General features: G+C 37.0%; 17 protein-coding genes. 1 reads left to right on the forward strand and 16 read right to left on the reverse strand.

What is annotated here, in order from left to right; translation table 11 throughout:
- The first annotated feature begins 76 nt into the window (after positions 1-76).
- On the forward strand, positions 77-973 hold the full coding sequence (locus tag IGL23_RS12485; protein WP_002368434.1) for a YitT family protein: 897 nt from the start codon (positions 77-79) through the stop codon (positions 971-973).
- A 50-nt stretch (positions 974-1,023) separates the two neighbouring features.
- Here the strand turns inward: IGL23_RS12485 and IGL23_RS12490 are convergent, their stop codons facing one another.
- From IGL23_RS12490 to opp2D, 16 genes are all read right to left on the reverse strand, one after another.
- Positions 1,024-1,422, reverse strand: coding sequence for a VOC family protein (locus IGL23_RS12490; RefSeq protein WP_002354951.1), 399 nt, complete (start codon positions 1,420-1,422; stop codon positions 1,024-1,026).
- Between the two features lie 119 nt (positions 1,423-1,541).
- Positions 1,542-2,027: a cupin domain-containing protein gene (locus IGL23_RS12495; protein ID WP_033595386.1), complete on the reverse strand. Its 486-nt coding sequence runs from the start codon at positions 2,025-2,027 to the stop codon at positions 1,542-1,544.
- Positions 2,028-2,322: 295 nt separating this feature from the next.
- A complete protein-coding gene (ftsY, locus tag IGL23_RS12500; RefSeq protein WP_033594399.1) occupies positions 2,323-3,651 on the reverse strand; it encodes a signal recognition particle-docking protein FtsY in 1,329 nt (442 codons plus the stop codon).
- Positions 3,652-3,653: 2 nt separating this feature from the next.
- Positions 3,654-4,481, reverse strand: a complete 828-nt coding sequence (locus IGL23_RS12505; RefSeq protein ID WP_002359053.1) for a Cof-type HAD-IIB family hydrolase — start codon at positions 4,479-4,481, stop codon at positions 3,654-3,656.
- A 24-nt stretch (positions 4,482-4,505) separates the two neighbouring features.
- On the reverse strand, positions 4,506-8,084 hold the full coding sequence (gene smc / locus IGL23_RS12510) for a chromosome segregation protein SMC (protein WP_033594398.1): 3,579 nt from the start codon (positions 8,082-8,084) through the stop codon (positions 4,506-4,508).
- A gap of 20 nt (positions 8,085-8,104) precedes the next feature.
- Positions 8,105-8,797, reverse strand: coding sequence for a ribonuclease III (gene rnc, locus IGL23_RS12515; protein ID WP_002354946.1), 693 nt, complete (start codon positions 8,795-8,797; stop codon positions 8,105-8,107).
- A 254-nt stretch (positions 8,798-9,051) separates the two neighbouring features.
- Positions 9,052-9,570 (reverse strand): transporter, encoded by a 519-nt coding sequence (locus IGL23_RS12520; RefSeq protein ID WP_002368439.1) that lies wholly within the window; start codon positions 9,568-9,570, stop codon positions 9,052-9,054.
- 352 nt (positions 9,571-9,922) lie between these two features.
- Positions 9,923-10,189, reverse strand: a complete 267-nt coding sequence (locus IGL23_RS12525; protein WP_002368441.1) for a hypothetical protein — start codon at positions 10,187-10,189, stop codon at positions 9,923-9,925.
- On the reverse strand, positions 10,176-11,534 hold the full coding sequence (locus IGL23_RS12530) for a hypothetical protein (protein ID WP_002368442.1): 1,359 nt from the start codon (positions 11,532-11,534) through the stop codon (positions 10,176-10,178). Before IGL23_RS12530 ends, IGL23_RS12525 begins: the two co-directional genes overlap by 14 nt.
- Positions 11,479-12,261, reverse strand: coding sequence for an ATP-binding cassette domain-containing protein (locus IGL23_RS12535; protein WP_002368443.1), 783 nt, complete (start codon positions 12,259-12,261; stop codon positions 11,479-11,481). Before IGL23_RS12535 ends, IGL23_RS12530 begins: the two co-directional genes overlap by 56 nt.
- A complete protein-coding gene (locus IGL23_RS12540) occupies positions 12,258-12,479 on the reverse strand; it encodes a hypothetical protein (RefSeq protein ID WP_002368444.1) in 222 nt (73 codons plus the stop codon). The genes IGL23_RS12535 and IGL23_RS12540 overlap by 4 nt, the downstream gene beginning before the upstream one ends.
- Before the next feature lie 376 nt (positions 12,480-12,855).
- Positions 12,856-14,637: an oligopeptide ABC transporter substrate-binding protein Opp2A gene (opp2A, locus tag IGL23_RS12545; protein ID WP_033594397.1), complete on the reverse strand. Its 1,782-nt coding sequence runs from the start codon at positions 14,635-14,637 to the stop codon at positions 12,856-12,858.
- A gap of 28 nt (positions 14,638-14,665) precedes the next feature.
- Positions 14,666-15,589 carry an oligopeptide ABC transporter permease Opp2C gene (opp2C, locus tag IGL23_RS12550; protein ID WP_002365358.1) on the reverse strand — a complete coding sequence of 308 codons (924 nt, stop codon included), beginning with the start codon at positions 15,587-15,589 and terminating at the stop codon, positions 14,666-14,668.
- Positions 15,590-15,616: 27 nt separating this feature from the next.
- Entirely contained in the window at positions 15,617-16,579 is a 963-nt protein-coding gene (gene opp2B / locus IGL23_RS12555; RefSeq protein WP_002354943.1) for an oligopeptide ABC transporter permease Opp2B, read from the reverse strand.
- Entirely contained in the window at positions 16,579-17,523 is a 945-nt protein-coding gene (gene opp2F / locus IGL23_RS12560) for an oligopeptide ABC transporter ATP-binding protein Opp2F (protein ID WP_002354942.1), read from the reverse strand. Before opp2F ends, opp2B begins: the two co-directional genes overlap by 1 nt.
- Positions 17,523-18,563, reverse strand: coding sequence for an oligopeptide ABC transporter ATP-binding protein Opp2D (gene opp2D, locus IGL23_RS12565; protein WP_002367425.1), 1,041 nt, complete (start codon positions 18,561-18,563; stop codon positions 17,523-17,525). The genes opp2F and opp2D overlap by 1 nt, the downstream gene beginning before the upstream one ends.
- Between the last annotated feature and the right edge of the window lie 155 nt (positions 18,564-18,718).

The following is an 18,718-nucleotide window of genomic DNA, read 5'->3' on the forward strand; positions in this document are numbered from 1 at the left end:
GATTAGGCTTGTCTCTCATGTTCTGTCTTTTTTTATGTCATCATTCACTAAACTAATAAATAATTGGAGGTATTTTATGAACAAATTTTTTACAGCCCAACGTTTAAAAGACACCGCCTATGTAACAGTTGGTGCATTCATTTTGGCCATTTCAATCAATGCGGTCTTATTGCCAAATAAACTTGTCGCAGGCGGAGCCAATGGCATTAGTATTGTTATTAATTATGTTTTCGGGATTAGTCCCGCCATTGTTCTTTACGCCATCAATATTCCTCTTTTAGTGCTTTGTTTCCTACTTCTTGGGAAAGAGGTCGGTGTCAAAACCATTTATGGCAGTCTTATTTATCCATTTTTTGTAGGAATTACTTCGGGGATGCCTGTTTTAACACATAATATTTTTCTAGCAGCATTATTTGGCGGTATTATTACAGGTGCTGGCCTAGGCCTGGTTTTCCGTGGCAATGCCTCAACTGGTGGGACAGCAATCATTTCACAAATTGTCAATAAATACTTCAAAGTTTCCTTAGGTATTGCTATTTTATTCGTCGATGGTTTAGTCATTTTATCAGCAATGTACGCTTTTAATGCAGATATTGTGTTATTCTCTTTAATTTGTTTATTTACAATTGGTCGTGTCGTTGACATGATTCAAGTTGGTCTGGTTCGCTCGAAGAATGTGATGATTATTTCACCAAAATATGTCGCTATTCAAGAACGCTTATTACGTGAACTAGATAAAGGTGTGACCTTGGTGCCAATCGAAGGCGGTTATCGAAGCGCGAAAGGCATGCTCTTAATGACTGTCATTCGTGAAAAAGATTTTCCCCGCTTAAAAGAAGCCATTCTTGATATTGATGAAGAAGCTTTTTTGATTTCAATGAGTGCGAGTGAAGTCTACGGAAAAGGATTTAGCTTGAAAAAAGTAGCTGATTCTTATGGCGTTGAAGCTACTAATGCCAATAATTTACAATAGTTTTTTGTAGGAAAAGAGCCGCAAAATCTGTAGAGATTTTGCGGCTCTTTTTACATCTTCATCCAGACAGGTTCTAAGCTATTGCCATCTAGGTCTTGCACCTCTAAGCCATACATTTGCTCTTCTGGTATTCCCATATCAACTCGGTAACAGTTGCCTCCGTTAGCTTTGGCGGTTTCGCCAAACTGTTTTACGGCTTCGGCACTCTCTAAACTAAAGGAAATTAATGCTCCACTGGTGGTTTGCGCATCAATAATTTGCTTTTCTTGGATAAATTTTCCATAAAAGTCATGGTTCAACAACATAATCCAAAATTGATCATCCCACATCATCGAACTAGCTTCCTCTGTTGAAAATTCTTCGTTCTTTTTGAATCCAAGTTTTTCATAAAATGCTGTAGAACGTTGGACATCCGCTACTGGGAAGTTAACAAAAACCATTGTGCCCATGTGATTCATCCCTTTCTTTTAATCATCTACGACAGCTAACTGTGCGTTGCGACAAAATCAACAAGCTTGTTTGATTTATACTAGCATATTCATAAAAGAAATGTTACTAAAACGTTTTCTTAAGGTAATTCTCGATAAGCCAAGCGCTGAATGATTTCACTATGTTGTGGATAATCGTTTAACAATTCCGCTTGAGTAAATAACTCGAAGTCTTCAAACTCAAAGCCTGGTGTAACCACACAACTGACTAACGCAAATCCTGTCGCTACTGTAGAGCCAAAGATTGTGCCGGCAGGAACTGAGAACGAAAGCTGTTGTCCTTGAACTAAGTCTTTCCCTAACTGAACAGCTTGATACGTTCCATCAGGAAAAATACAGTGAACGGTTAACGGCTGACCATCGTGAAAAAACCATAATTCATCCGCTTTTAAACGATGAAAATGTGACGGACTTTCTGTATTTAATAGAAACAAAATCGCTGTATGCAATGCCCGTTCGCCTCGTTTGGTCGGAATCAATTGTTCACTTTTATTGGTTTGTTTAAAATAACCGCCCTCCGGATGCGCTTCTAATCCTAACTTCTCAATCCACATTTGTTCTGTCATCTTCTCCCTCACTCCTTCATTTTTTCAGAAACAATTTAGGAAGAACTTAGAACATCCGTCCTAATCCTAAAATAAACGGCGGGACAGGAGGTCGGGACAGAACCGTTTAGCTCCGAGAAATAAGAAGAAATTTCCGAAAATTGCTCTTTAATTTTTGGAGAATTTCGACTTATTTCCGAAGGAGTTGGTTCTGTTCCCGCCGTTTATCAGGTTTTGAGCCTGGGACAAAAATCCAAAGTGATTTTTGTCCCAGGCTCCTGTCCCACGTTCTTCCCAAACCTGTTATTTTCTACAACTAAACATCTTTTAATAAGCCTTTAAATAAGCCCATTGCGAAATCGTTGGCATTAAATGGTTCTAAATCGTTAATGCCTTCACCTAGACCAACTAATTTCACTGGCAAGTGTAATTCATTCCGAATAGCAATGACAATACCACCTTTGGCTGTTCCGTCTAGTTTGGTTAAAACTAAGCCAGTGACATCGGTTGTTTCTTTGAACTGTTTGGCTTGTGTCATCGCATTTTGCCCAGTAGTTGCGTCCACGACTAAGAGAACTTCGTGAGGCGCATCTGGAATTTCTCGTTGAATGACTCGTTTAATTTTTTCTAATTCCTTCATTAAGTTGACTTTATTTTGTAAACGACCTGCTGTATCCACTAGCAAAACATCGGCCTGTTCTGCTTTGGCACGTTCCACTGCATCGAAAACGACCGCTGCTGGGTCGCCGCCAGCATTCCCACGCACAACTTCAACGCCAGCCCGTTCACCCCAAACAACTAATTGATCGATGGCGCCCGCTCGGAACGTATCGGCAGCGGCCATTAAAACTTTCTTTCCTTCCAACTTGTATTGATGGGCTAATTTACCAATGCTGGTTGTTTTACCAACTCCATTAACACCAACAAATAAAATCACGGTTAAGCCATTTGGCTGTAAGTTAATCGCATTATTTTCATTAATTCCTGCTTCTTCATACAAATCAACCATTTTTTCAATGATGGTATTTTGAACTTGAGCTGGTTTTTTCACGTTTCGCAGTTTCACTTCTTGTCGCAAGGCTTCTGTAATTTTTAAGGATGTATCAAAGCCTACGTCTGCACCAATTAACGTTTCTTCTAATTCTTCAAAGAAATCTTCATCGACGCTTCGGAAATTAGCAAACAATTCGTTCAACCGTTGACCAAATGTTTTACGCGTTTTTTCCAAGCCTTTTTCATATTTTTCTTGGACTTGTTCTTCTTTCGACTCTTCAATTTCTTCTGAAACCTGCGTGTCTGTTGGTTCTGCAAACGGAGTCACGACGCTATTTTCTTCCTCAGGCGCTTCCACAACAACTTCTTGTGTTTCCTCTGTCAGGATTTCTTCTGGCTCTTCATCTAACGCTTCTTCTACATCAGCTAATTTTTCCATTTCAGCGTTATCTGTTAAATCGGCTGTTTCTGCAACTTCTTCTGCTGTCGTTTCTGGCGTTATTTGCGCCTCTTCTGTTGCGGTTTCTTTTGATTCAGCAGGCGCTGATTCATCACTAGGTGTTTCGTCTACTGTTTCTTCAATTATCTCTTGTTTTTCTTCTTCCTTTTTTTCAGCGGAAAAAGCTTTTTTAATTTTATCAAAAAATCCCATTCTTATTGGCCTCCTTCCAACGGCGTTAAAATATATTTTTCGACCGCTTTGGCAACGCCATCTTGGTCATTCGTGTCTGTAACGACATCTGCGGCTTCTTTAACTAATGGAATCGCATTTGCCATGGCGACACCTAAGCCAGCGTATTCAATCATCGGTAAATCATTTTCTTCGTCCCCTAAGGTCATGATTTCTTCTGCACGGATTCCTAAATCTTTGGCTAACAAGGAAATACCATAGGCTTTCGTAATCCCTTTTGGCATAAATTCTAATAAGTTATTTCGCGTTTTAATAATTTCAAAGCGCTCATAAAAAGAGGCTGGAATTTCCTTGATGCGTTCATTTAAATACGCTTCATCAATCGCAACAACAACTTTGTTATAAATTCGATTTGGGGTTAACTCTTCTAATTTGTAAGACTCAAAGGTTAATAATTTGTTTAGAGAACTATAAATTGAAGGATAATTAGGTGCAGAAGGCAGTTGCATCACGACCTCATCGGATAAGACATCAAACGGCATGTTGAGTGTGGTTGCTAATTGGTACAGCTCATGAATCGCTTCCAAGGGCATCAATGTTTTCTCAATAATGGCCCCTGTATCATTTTTTTGAACCAATCCGCCGTTAAAAGTAATGCTATAATCGCCTTCATCTTGTAAACCTAATTCTTCTAAGTAAGGACCAATGGCTGCCAAAGGTCGACCTGTGCAGATAACAACTTTCACGCCTGCTTGTTTCGCAGCCATCAGTGCTTGTTTATTCCGTAAAGAAATCTCTTTTTGGCTATTTAATAATGTTCCATCTAAATCAATAGCAACTAATTTTATCAAACGTTCGCTCCTCCTTGCTTCTGGCTAATTGCTTTTTTCAATTGCGCCACCTTCTTTGACCTCTTCCAAGCGAACTGAAACGATTTTTGAAACCCCAGATTCTTGCATAGTCACGCCATATAAAACATCTGCGGCTTCCATTGTCCCTTTACGATGCGTCACCACAATAAACTGTGTGCCATCTTCAAATTCGCTTAAATAATGGCCAAAGCGAGCAACGTTGGCTTCATCTAAAGCTGCTTCTACTTCATCTAAAATACAGAACGGAACTGGTCGAACACGAATAATTGAAAAGAGTAACGCAATCGCCGTTAATGCCCGTTCGCCTCCAGACAACAAGCTTAAATGTTGTAATTTTTTCCCTGGTGGTTGCGCCTCAATCTCAATCCCTGTATTCAAGAGATCCTCTGGGTTGGTTAGCACCAGTTCTGCCCGTCCGCCACCAAACATATTGGGAAATACCACTTTGAACTGGCCACGAATTGCTTCAAAGACTTCTTTAAACCGTTCTTTCACTTCTTGGTCCATTTCATCCATGGTTTCAAATAATTGTTCTTTCGCATTTAATAAATCATCTCGTTGACTGACTAAAAATTGATGGCGTTCATCGACTTGTTCAAATTGCTCGATGGCACTTAAGTTAACAGGTCCTAACCGCTCAATTTCTTGTTTTAGGCGTTTCACTGTTTGCTGCGCTTGCGCTAAATCATCGATTGGGAAATACGCTTCATAGGCAGCTTCAAAGGTTAAGCTGTATTCTTCCTGTAAGTAACTTAACGAGCTATCTAATTGCATTTCTGCACGATTTTTTAGGACTTCAATTTGTGTTTTATCTGCTAAGTACTGTTGTTGGCGTTTGTTTTCTTCCGCTAATTTTGTATCTAAATCGTCTACTTCTTCTTGCAACGCTTGTCGTTGACTGCGTGCCGTTTGTAAAGAGGTTTGCAACGCTGTTTGTTTCTCCGCTAATTGCGCGACTTGTGCCGCTAAGCCTTCTTCGGTTAACTGGTGATCGCTAGAATGGCTACTTAATTGTTGTAGCTGTTGACGGATGGCCGTTTCTCGAATCAACAATTCGTCCAATTGTTCTTGTTTGTCTTGCTTTTGACGAGCAAAATGGGCACATTGTTCCGCCGCTACTGCTTGTTCTGCTTGAACTGTCGTCAAGCGTTCTTGCGCTTGGGCTTTAAAGGTTTCCATTTGGCTAGCTTCTTGTTCCACTTGTTTCATTTCAGCATCTAAACGTTCTTTCGTTGCCGTTAAGTTTGCTTGTTGCTCTGTCAATGTGGCTTTTTTCGTTTGATATTCGGTTAAGAATTGATGCAATTCCCGTGATTCATATTCAAACAGACGTTTTTCTTTTGTTAAACGAGTAATCGTTTCTGTTTGATTGGCTAATTTATTGTCAATTTCTTGTTGTTTTAAACGATTTTGTTCACCAGCAGAGCGCAACATTTCTGCACGTTCCGTGGCTGTTTTCACTTCTTGCGAGAGCGCTTGGACTTCTTGTTCTACACTTCTTAGTTGTGTTTCTAATTGAGTCATTTGTTCAGTGATTGTTTGAAGTTCTTGCGCTTGTGAAAATAGGCTTCCTTGGTTGCCACGTTTATTGGCTCCCCCAGTCATCGAACCGCCAGGATTCATCACATCGCCTTCCAATGAGACAACGCGATATTGGTAATTGACTAATTTTGCTAACTGGTTGGCACTCGTTAAATCTGCCGCTAAAATCGTGACGCCTAAGAGATTTTGAATAACGGTTTGTACTTGTTCTGGATAACGAACTAATTCACTGGCAATCCCCACGAAGCCCGGTGCACCAGCCAAACGATTCTGAACCATCGCCGATACAGAGCGCGGCTTAATGGTAGTCAATGGTAAAAAGGTTGCTCGGCCACTGTGTTGTTGTTTTAAGAAGGTGATGCCTGCTCGACCATCTTTCTCATTTTCCACAACAATATGTTGCGCCGCACCACCTAAGGCCGTTTCAATCGCCAACGTATATTCTTTAGGCACTTCAATTAACTCAGCCACTGCGCCAACAATCCCAGTTAATTGGTTTTTGTGACGCAATACAGCTTTCACGCCTTGATAGAAGCCAGCGTAATTTTCTTGAATTTCTTGCAAACTTTTTTGGCGTGCCTTCGCTTGTTGCACTTGATTCATCGCTTGGTACATATCGTTTTGACGCTGTGCTAATCGTTCACGTTTGGCTTCAAGCGTTGCTTTCAACGCAGTGTATTCTTCCAGCTGTTCTTGTAAGCCTTGTTTTGCAACTTTTTGCTCTTTTTCTAGCGTCTCTTTCATTGCGAGAGCTTCAACCATCTGTTCTTCTAGCGCTTCGTGTTTTGCTAGCGATTGTTGATTTTTAGCTGTTTCTTGTTGATATTGTCGTTCTAAATATTTTAAGTCATTGGCTGTATTGGCTTGTTCTTGCATGACTTCCACATACTGGCTGCGCAATTCCTCCATCAATTCTTTAGAAGACTTACTATATTTTTCCACATCTTTCGTTGCCAAAGCCAATGCTTCTTTTAACGTCTGACGTTGTGCCGTTTTTTCTGCGATTGCTGTTTCCAGCGTCTGCAATTCTTCTCGATAACGAACAATTTTTTCGGCCGTTTCTGCCAATGTCTCTTCGTATTCGCTTGCCGTTTGGGAGGTGTGTTTGGAACGTTCAATTAAAACATTTTTTTGTCCTTCTGCTTGTTTCAACGCTTCTGTCACTTGTAATAATTGTTGTTGTTCCGTTTCAATTTGTTCATCTAAACGATTGCGCTTGCTGCGTAAACGTACCAATTTGCCTTCTAAGTCATGGACTTGCTTACTTGCGCCAGCTAACTTTTCTTCAATGGCTGTTAATTCTTGCGTTTTCGTTTCCCAAATAGCTTTTGCTTCTTGAATTTCGGTCACAGTTAAATTGACATCAATTTCGGTAAGTTCTTCTTTCAAAGCTAAATACTTTTTAGCCGCATCTGCTTGGGCGGCTAGAGGAACTAATTGGTCTTCCAACTCGTAAATGATATCTTGGACACGGCTTAAGTTGTCCTCGGTTTCGAAAAGCTTTTGTTCAGCCTTTTTCTTCCGTTGTTTGTATTTTAAAACGCCCGCTGCTTCTTCAAAGATCCCACGACGGTCTTCAGGTTTACTATTAAAAATCGCTTCAACTTTCCCTTGCGAAATAATTGAAAAAGATTCTTTGCCTAACCCTGAATCCATAAATAAATCTTGAATATCTTTTAAACGGCACGCTTGTTTATTAATAAAAAAGTCACTTTCGCCCGTTCGTTTTAAACGACGGGTGACACTAATCTCACTATAATCCAATGCTAAATAATGGTCGATGTTGTCTAACGTCACTGTAACTTCCGCAATATTTAGCGGCTTACGACCTTCCGAACCGGCAAAGATAATGTCGTTCATTTTGCCACCGCGAAGGTTTTTCGCAGATTGTTCACCTAATACCCAGCGAACGGCTTCCGTGATATTACTTTTCCCACTTCCATTCGGACCAACCACTGCTGTCACATCATCTTCAAATTCAATAATGGTTTTATCTGCAAATGATTTAAATCCTGTAATTTCAATTCGTTTTAAATACACGAATATTGCTCCTTCCAGCCTTACTGAGGAATACTTTTCAGTGCCCGCTCAGCGGCATCCTGTTCAGCTAACTTCTTCGATTTTCCTTGGCCTAACCCAATGAGTTCACCATTCATGTAAACTTCAGTGAAAAAGGTGCGGTCATGAGCAGGGCCTTCTTCTTTAATTAAGCGATATTCAATTGAAACATCGCCTTTGCGTTGTAAAACTTCTTGTAATTGTGTTTTGTGATCCATCTCATGTGAAAAAGCACCGGCATCAATTTTCGGAAAAATAACGTCTTCAATAAATTTCTTGGCTGCGCCAACTTTTTGGTCTAAGTAGAGGGCACCTAAAAAGGCTTCAAATAAGTCACATAATAATGATGCACGTGTTCGTCCGCCCGATGCTTCTTCTCCTTTACCTAATAAAATGTAGTTGTCGAAGTGACATTCTTTCGCAAATTTGGCTAAACTATCTTCCCGAACGATGGCTGCGCGCATCTTCGTTAATTTTCCTTCTGGAAGTTCTGGGAATTTTAAATACAAATATTGTGAAACAATTAATTCTAAAACTGCATCTCCTAAAAATTCAAGACGTTCATTATCGGATAATTTTAAATAGCGATGCTCATTCACATAGGATGAATGAGTAAAAGCTTGCTCTAATAGATTGACATCATGGAAAACAATGCCGTAACGTTCTTTTAACTCTGTTGTTAACTGATTGTCCATTCTCCACATTCCTTTACATTTATTTACACCTTGTTTCATTATACTTTTTTTTTCACTTTTTTTAAATGGTTCTATTCAGAAAAAGCCTGTTATTCACTGTGTTCTCATTATTTTTTAGAAAAAAATAAATAAATCACCTCTCCAGCTATCAAATCAGCCACTGCTATCCCATAAAAAAAGAGAAAACGTAGCAACGTTTTCTCGGAATTTTTTGAATAAACGTACCAGCAAGAGACAATAAAAAAAGCATTCAGTTATTCACTTTCACTAAATATTAACATCTCATTTAAAGATTGGGATAATTCTTCTTTTTGTCGTCTTTTTAATTTTGTTTTAGTCGCATCATGATTCTTTACTGTGCCTATATGAACCTGCACCTCTTTCTTATTATTTATAGCAACAATAAAAGGTACAGAAAGCGACTCATCCCCAGTATATTTTTGATAAAATTTTTGTAATAATTCATCATCATTTTCTGTATAGTCATCACCACGAGTATTTACAGCATAAGCATTCATACTTTCCTTCTCTAATTCTTTATCTAGTATTGGTAATAATTCTAGACACCAAGGACAAGTCGGAAAGCCAAAATAATAAATTCCTTGTTGTCTGTTCACCAGATTTTCCATTATTTTTGAAGTATCAGTATGTACAAACTGTTTTGTCTCGTCATTATATGATACATACTTATTTTGATTAAACGCTAAGTAATAACCAAAAACAAATATAATCAAACTAACAAGAAAAATAATGAACACTTTTCTTTTTTTCATTTATTTCTCCTCCTAAAAATTTGAAAAATTGAAAGCAAAATTATTTCTCCATCTGCAGTAAACGGTAAGAGATTAAAAATATTACTAATACAAGATACTTTTAAAATCACAGTATAATAATTTAATGGCAAAATTATTCCTACTATAACCAAGAAAAGCGGAGATATCGCTGAAATCAATAAATTATCTAGAGGATTATTTCTGTTCGTATACACTACTTTAAATGGGTATAGACCAACTCTCTTTATATAAGCATTGTATTTGAAGAATTTGGCTAAAATAAAATGTAACCACTCATGTACAAGTAACACGACATATATTGACAACACATACAATATTGATAACTTAATAATCATATTTTCTTTTTTCCAAATAACCCAGTCAAAATATAGACAACTAACAATAACAACAAATAGAGTACTAATACCTTAATTGTCAAACCAAAAGTAGTTGAAATTTCATGTTTACTTATACGATTATCAATCGTAATTCCTAATAAGGTAGTGACTTTCGTTGATTCTGTGCGACTGGTATGGAATAGCTCCCATAATGTTTCAATCACAAGAACTAACAAATAGATAACTGTTATACTTCCTAAATATTTACTATTCTTTTTCATTTCTCACCTTCTTAATTACTAACAAATGCAAGAGTACTAAAACAATTAGAATCAACCAACCAAAAGAGCGATTTGTCAATAAACTAACTAGAACAAATACAATAAATAATAACAATAATGAAGTCGTTTCATTTAAACTTCCTTGTGATTTTGGAAATACATATCCCAAAATTATAGCTACTAATGATAACGACAACGCTGTAATTAGTTGAGCTAACTCCCCAAATCCCCAAAAACAAAGTAGTAACAATGGCATTGCCAACATTATCACTAGCAATAGTTGACTCAACCATTCATTTCTAATTTTTATTCTCAATAAATCATATTGTTTTCTGAAATCAGCAGTAATATCTCCATAGCTTAATAATAAAACGCCTGAAAAGGCCATAACAGTTGTCAAAATGAATAACATTGTTCTTAAACCACTTTGGAAAAAAATAACCAACATAACAACTGTAGTAAAACTAATAAAATACCAATTCGCTTTATAACGAAATATAACTTTATTTAAGAATGGAATGTATATATATTTTGAATGTTGAGACATTTGATTTTCAAGAATACTAATTAGTCTTAATAGGCCTATACTAATAAGCATTAAACATACCACTATTAGAAAAAAAGTGATAGGAATCATATAGGAGATACTCCACAATTGGTTTGCTAGAAATAATTCTAAACCATAACGAAAATCAAAAAAATAAAAAGTAGCAAAAATCATTAATAAACTATCACCTATCACTTTGAGACTATTGATTTGTTTCACTCTTCGTTTCAAAAAGAATGCAAACAAACAATGTATAAACTCAATCACCCCAATTACCACTAGGTAAAAAAGATGCTGAACAATAAAAAAAATGACATATTCAATAGGAACAGTCGTCACAAGTTTAATAGCTGGCGTAGAAATGATCATAACTAATTCATAAAGCAATATCATAATTACAAATTTGAATAGCATAAAAGATAAGCTGATGTCTTTCTTTCTAAAAGGCAATGTTTTCACAAAAAATAAGGAGTTTTTATCTAATGCAACAGTATTATCAACTAAAATATATGCTATTATACCTAAAACAAATGTATTACTAAAATAACTATAAAAAGTTATTTTTCGACCTTGTTCTATCAAAATATGACTAATTTTTTCTGAATCTGGTACAATTCTAGCTAATTCACTCATATTATAAAAAAAGTATGCAAAATAGATAAAAAATACACACACACCTATTACGATGCGAGTACTCTTTTTTGACAAAATAGAGTGCTTGAGCAAACCTCGTAAAGCATTATCAATAAATAACTCGATTAATAGGATGATATCCTTTGATGTATTTAATTTTTTCATGAATTTTCTCCGTACTTATCACTTCTTTTTCTAAATTCTCTGACGCCCCTAAAAATGGAGTTAAATTGCCATTGGACATCAATAAAATATTCTCTGAAAACCTTTCAATAATTAATTTATTATGAGAAATAATCACTATCCCTACTTCTCTAGATAAATTTTCAAACAGCTCTAACGTAAGCAATGTTGTCTCAAAGTCAAGTCCATTAAATATTTCATCACCTAATATATAATCAGTGTTAGCTAGTGCTGCTGCAACTATTTGTATTTTTTTCTTCATACCAAATGAGTACGATTCTATTAAATTAGTTCCAGCAAATTTTAAATCAAATAGTTCTAAAAAATCATCTATCCGTTCTGTATCACTACAGCGATATCTTGATAAAACAAAGTTTAAGTACTCTTTACCCGTCATATAATTAGGTAGATAAAATTCCGATGGTATATAGAATATACATTCTTTAAACTTTTCAGAATCATTAGAATAGCTCTCAATAAATACCTTTCCAGACGTTGCATCTTTCAATCCTACAATACAATCTAATAAAGTAGTTTTCCCACTTCCATTTATACCTACAATCACACTAACTCGGTTTTTAGGCAATGAGATAGTTATATTATCTAAAACTTTCCTATCAAATTTTTTTGTTAAATTTTCAATTCTTATCATAAGTTTCTTAACAAGAAGCCTCCATAAAATAGAGGCTCCTTCCTCCTTAAATATCAACGTTTACAATTGAAGGTAACGTGTACCAAGTCGGGAACACCAATTTTAATACTCCCAGCAAATGTTCCACCTACCCAACTACAGTAAACTGCATAACCAATACAGCCAATCACTGAAAGTAATATTACAACTGCCCAAACCCATTTTACAGTTATTTCTTGTGAATATTTTGATTGCAACGCAAGCAAATAATTCTCCATATAAAGTGGCATATCCATTCACTCCTTTCTTTAAATATAAGTTTTAGTTATAAACAATACCAAACACACCTTCAAAAACTAACTAAAACTTAATCTAATTGTAACTTATCGTTCTTTATACGTAAAGGTAGTATTATATATATAATAAAAAAAATAACATTTCATAACAAATATGTAGATATACACACTAAATAAAATAAAAAAACAGAACCTCCCATCAAAAACCATACTGCATAAAAAACAATTCATCTATAACAAAAAAATAACGCATACATATAAATTGTAATTGCTTAAAGTAACAAAAATTTTCACATAAAATAAGATGGCCTAAGAAACTATCCTATCCAAAAAAACAGATTCTAGAAGAGCTTTATGTCTTCTAGAATCTGTTTTTTTATTTCCGTGAGTCTGCAGTGACACCCACTGTTGCCCATGGATTATCTTTCGTATCAACTGCCCAAGTAAAGTCAACTACACGGTCGTTGACAGGCAAGACTTCATTTCTGTAAAGCGTTGGGATTACAAACGCTTCATCAATGGCATACTCTTGCCAATCGTAGAAGGCTTTTTTACGTTTTTCTTCATCAAATGATGCTTTTGAATCAATCGCATCAAGTAATTTAGTATTTTCTTCTGACTCAAAACGTGTATAGTTAAAGGCTGAGTTTGGACCATATAAGCCGGTTGGTGAAGGATCTGAACCTGTGCCCCACGCGCCTTGATAGATATCTACTTCTGGGTCATCATTTTTCAATTTATCATAGAAGGCTTGGAAATCAATTAAGCGTCCTGTTGTATACGTTACGTTTAAGCCAATTTCTTTCCATTGTTGGACATAGTAATCAGCAAGTGGTTGTGCAGTTTCGCCGCCTGACATTGAAGCAAACTTGATTTCTAGTGGTTTGCCTTCTTTGTCTTCGCGAATGCCATCGCCGTCTACGTCTTTATAACCAGCATCGTCTAATAATTTTTTCGCTTTGTCTAAATCAAGCGTATAGCCTTTCGCTTCGCTATCATGCAAGCTCTTGAAGACTGGTGGGATTAACGTTGTTGCCCCTGTTCGTAAGCCGTTGTAGAATTTTTGGCCGACTGCATCATTGTCAATTGCATAGCCCATGGCTTGACGTAAGCTTTTATCTGCCATTTTAGCTTTTGGATTGTATTTCACTGTATTGGTTTCTTTGTCAAACGTACCCATTTTAAAGCCAATATACGTGTAGGCTTGTTCGGGACGTCCTAAGATTTGATACCCTTCAGTATCTTTGTATGTTGGATACGTATCTGTTGGCATTGATAATGCAATATCGTATTGTTTCGCTTTCATCGCTTCTACAATGCTCGCAGAAGGAACAGATTTGAACACTAATTTATCTAATTTAGGTTTGCCACCGTAGTAATACTCATTTGGTAGGTATTCAACAGATTCACCTGTCACAATATTACTCATGTAGTATGGTCCAATAGTCACAGGGTTTTTACGAACTGCATCGCTTGACTCCATGTCTTTGACAGCAATTCCTTCAAAGGCATGTTTTGGTAAAACTGAACCCCAAACACCGCCACCTAATTGTTGCATTCCTGGGTGAACTTCTTTATAAGTGATTTTAACTTCTTTATCATTGACTTTTTCTATGCCAGAAATGGTTGGCGATTTACCAGCATGGTAGTCTTCCATACCAACAATATTCGTAAAGTTATCATCATAACGAATCCCTGTATAGTCTTTATGACCAATGACTTCATAAGAGAAAATCACGTCATCTGCCGTCACATCTTTACCGTCAGACCATTTCAAATTGTCACGTAATTTAATGGTTGCTGTATTGGCATCTTCATCTAATTTCAGATCCGCAGGACCCCCATCGACAATCTTAAAGTCTGCATCATTGTTAAATAATGGCTGTACCGTTGGAAGCATGTATTGTGCATCATAGTTGTCTTGATAAAATTCTTGCTGGAAAAGTCCTTGGAATTGTGTATCCATAACTACAGCGACATCTAATGTCCCGCCATCAATTGCTTTTTTATCATTTTTAACAGCGATTGGCATTTTTGAAATGTCTTCTGTTTCCGTTGCTTTATTGCCCCCGCCTTTATTGCCGCCACCACATGCAGCTAACCCGAATACTAACACAGAAGCTAACGTGATTGCACCTAAAATCCGTTTCTTGTTCATCTCTTTTCCTCCCTCATTTTTTGGCTAATTAGCCTAATCGTTGTCGTGCATCTGCTGAGCGCTTAAATGCTTGTCCAACATAGTTTATACTTAACATCAAGACTAAAATTAGAATTGATGCAGGTAACCAAACCCATTGTTTATTGACTAATACATCCCCACTGCTGGCGTAGCCAATTAAGGTTCCTAAACTTGGGACACTTTGTGGTAACCCGAAGCCTAAGAAAGTTAACGTTGTTTCGATCCCGATATTGGCCGCGAAATTAATCGTTAAGTTCGTAATAATTAATGAACTTAAATTCGGCATAATTTCTCGAAACATAATTTTAAAATCGCTTGTTCCCATTGTCTTAGAGGCACTAACGTAATCTCGGCGCCCTTCAGATAACGTTTTACTGCGGAACAACCGCGCTTTTCCAACCCAATAAAACGCACACATAATCCAAATAAAGGACCAGATACTATATTTAGGAATCACGGAAACGAACACAATAATAATTAACATAATTGGCAAAATCATAATAAAATCCACGATACGCATCAAAATATTATCAATCATGCCTCCATAATAACCGGAAATAATCCCTAAACCGACCCCGATAATAGACGTAATAATCGTAATGGCAAAACCGATTAAAATCGAGTTCCTAGCCCCGATAATCAATTGTCCTAAAACATCACGACCCCCTTCATCGGCACCTAAAATGAACTTGGTGCCATTCATTGTAACGGTACCTGGTTCCGCATACTTATCTAAAATACTTACATGCATAACGGCACTTTGGTCTAACACTAACGAACCGATAAAAACGGCTAATAAGATAATGACCAAAAGGATTAAAGAAAACATCGCCATTTTTTCTTTGACGAATTCTCGCGCAATCATCCGAAAGCCCATTGGTGGAATACTTTCTTGTAAGACTTCTTCTCTTTTTTCTTCTGTCAATTCCATTTTTATCACCCTTTCTTCGTGTTTTTTCTACTGAATTCGAATTCTTGGATCAACAATACTCATTACAATATCAGAAATTAAGGTTCCGATAAGGGTTGCCAATCCCAAAATCAACACGAGAGCGGTAATAACGGAATAGTCACGTTGAATGATACTATCAATAAATAATTTTCCAATTCCTGGGAAAGCAAAAATCTTTTCAATAACGACTGATCCGGCAATCAAAGCAGTAATTTCATAACCTAATTGAGAGGCAATTGGTAATGCTGCATTTCTAAAAATGTGTCGATTAAAAATTTTATTCGTTGGCACTCCTTTTGAACGAGCAGTACGAACAAAGTCCATGTTTTTAACATCAATCACTTCACTGCGCAAATATTGAATAGTGACCGCTGTCCCTAGCAACGCTTGAGTGACCCCTGGTAAAATTAAATGCTTCAGTTTATCTAAATAATACGGCCACGTTCCCTCAGCCAAACCAACAGTCACGGTTCCACTCGTTGGGAACCAGTCTAAGCGATACCCAAAAATAAAGAGCATAATCAAGGCAAAGATGAATAATGGCACGGCAAAACTGAAGAAGTTGTAGATAACCACCATTTTGTCAAACCATGAATTTTGGTAACGGCCAGCAATTAAACCGAAAGGAATAGCGATTAAATACGTGATTATAACTGACACAGCGGCCAATGCAATCGTATTCCCCACCCGACCAGCAATGAGCGTGGACACAGGTAACTTAAAGATAAAACTATGCCCAAAATCTCCATGTAAGGCATTGCCAATCCAACGGAAATATTGTTCGTACCAAGGATCATTTAACCCGGCAGCTTCGCGCATGGCTTCAATCACTTTCGGGTCTTGGTTCGGATTAATCAATCCTGTAAACGGATCACCTGGCATCATTTTAGCCAACAGGAAAATCAAGACACTTAAAATAATCACTTGCGGAATCATCAATAACAAACGGCGTAAAATTGTTTTCCACATTATTCAGCACCTCCATTTTTTAACGCTACTTGGTGGGTTGGACTAATCGCATGTAAGTTATAAACCCGCCCATTTTCATCATAATAGTCTTTATGATTTTCCCGATACTCTTGCTCAACTCTTCTTCGTTCTTCTTTGTGAGCTTCTCGGTTCGCTACGTCAATTTTAGGAATTGCTGAAAGTAAGCGTTTGGTATAAATGTGTTGTGGATTAGTGTAAATATCTTGGCGTGTACCGATTTCTACAAAACGGCCTTTGTACATAATGGCAATGTTGTCACACATATGTTTAACTACGCCCAAATCATGGGAAATAAATAAGTAACTTAACCCATATTCCTGTTGAATGTTTTTCATAAAATTCAATACCTGTGCTTGCACAGATAAGTCCAGTGCTGAAACAGGTTCATCTGCAATAATTAATTTGGGGCTGGTAGCCACCGCTCGGGCGACGCCTAAACGTTGGCGTTGTCCACCAGAAAATTCATGAGGATATTTGTACAACGCATCTTCTGGCATCCCCACAATGTCCAACAAACTTTTGACTTTTTTCTTTTCTTCTTGGTCACTTAACCGTTCAAAATTTCGAATTGGTTCAGCGATAATATCTAGTACTCGTTTTTTAGGGTTTAAACTTGACATCGAATCTTGGAAAATCATTTGGACATCTTTGTTGTATCCAATCGCTTTTCGACTTCGCGGCTTGGTTACATCTTGTCCTTGATAAATAATCTCACCATTTGTAATTTTTTCTAAACCAATAATTGCTTTTCCTGTCGTTGATTTTCCAGAACCCGATTCACCAACTAACCCATACGTTTTACCTTGTTCAATCATGAAATCCACACCATCAACCGCCAAAACATGATCAGTGATTCGATTGAAGAAGCCGCTGCGAATTGGATAATGAACTTTTAAATCTTTAATTTGAATAATTTCTGTCATTACGCTTCCCCTTCCCCGTCTCTAAAATGAAAATGTTTATAACATGTACAACGAACATAATGATTCGGTGCAACTTCATGTAATGTTGGATTTTCTTCATGTTCCGATGCATCAATCCAAGGAATTCGTGGGGCAAACCGACAACCTTTTCTAGGTAATTTGGTTAACGAAGGAACAATCCCTTCAATCACATGAAGTTCTTCTTCATCTGAATTCTCTTGGGGAATGGACTGAAGTAAGGAACGTGTATATGGATGTTTCGGATGACTAAACAATTCTTCAGCAGTGGCTACTTCTACAAACTGACCCGCATACATAACCGCTACACGATCAGCCATTTCCGCAACTACACCTAAGTCATGGGTAATTAAAATAATGCCGCTCCCTGTTTCTTCTTGTAAATCTTTTAACAAATCGAGAATTTGTGCCTGAATGGTAACGTCTAAGGCCGTTGTTGGTTCATCTGCAATTAAAATCGGTGGTTTACACGCGATTGCAATGGCGATAATCACCCGTTGACGCATGCCGCCAGACAATTCATGAGGATACTGTTTCCCGACACGCTCTGGGTTGGGAATCCCCACTTGATCTAACAGTTCAATGGCCCGTGCTTGTTTTTGTTGTGCGGTCATTTTGGTATGATACGTGAGACTTTCTTTAATTTGGTCTTCAATTCGCATGAGCGGATTCAGTGCAGACAACGGATCTTGGAAAATCATCCCAATATCGTTTCCTCTGACTTTGTTGTACAATGTTTCATTAAACGTAGTTAAGTTTAAATTGTTGTATAAAATTTCCCCAGTAATTTTGGTATGATTGGGATCATGTAAGCCCATAATCGTTGTTGCTAAGGTACTTTTTCCACAACCAGATTCTCCGACGATTGCCAGAATCTCATTTTTCTTCAATTCAAATGAAACATCATCGACGGCATTATAATAATCATCTTTGATTCTAAATGCTGTTTCTAATCCTGAAACCTCTAGTAATTGTTCATTTCCTTGCATCCATACGCACCCCTTACGTCCTTTCAAAAACATTATATAAATTAACTAATATTTAATGATAGCACTTTCTAATTTTTATCAATGTTAATTTACAGCTCATTGTTTTTTCATAATTTTATAGAATTATTCCATAAAAAGCAAGATAAAATAACTTTTTTCGCAGTTATTTTTTTACATGTATGATTTTT

Source organism: Enterococcus sp. MSG3299 (assembly GCF_050555765.1).
Classification (GTDB): domain Bacteria; phylum Bacillota; class Bacilli; order Lactobacillales; family Enterococcaceae; genus Enterococcus; species Enterococcus faecalis.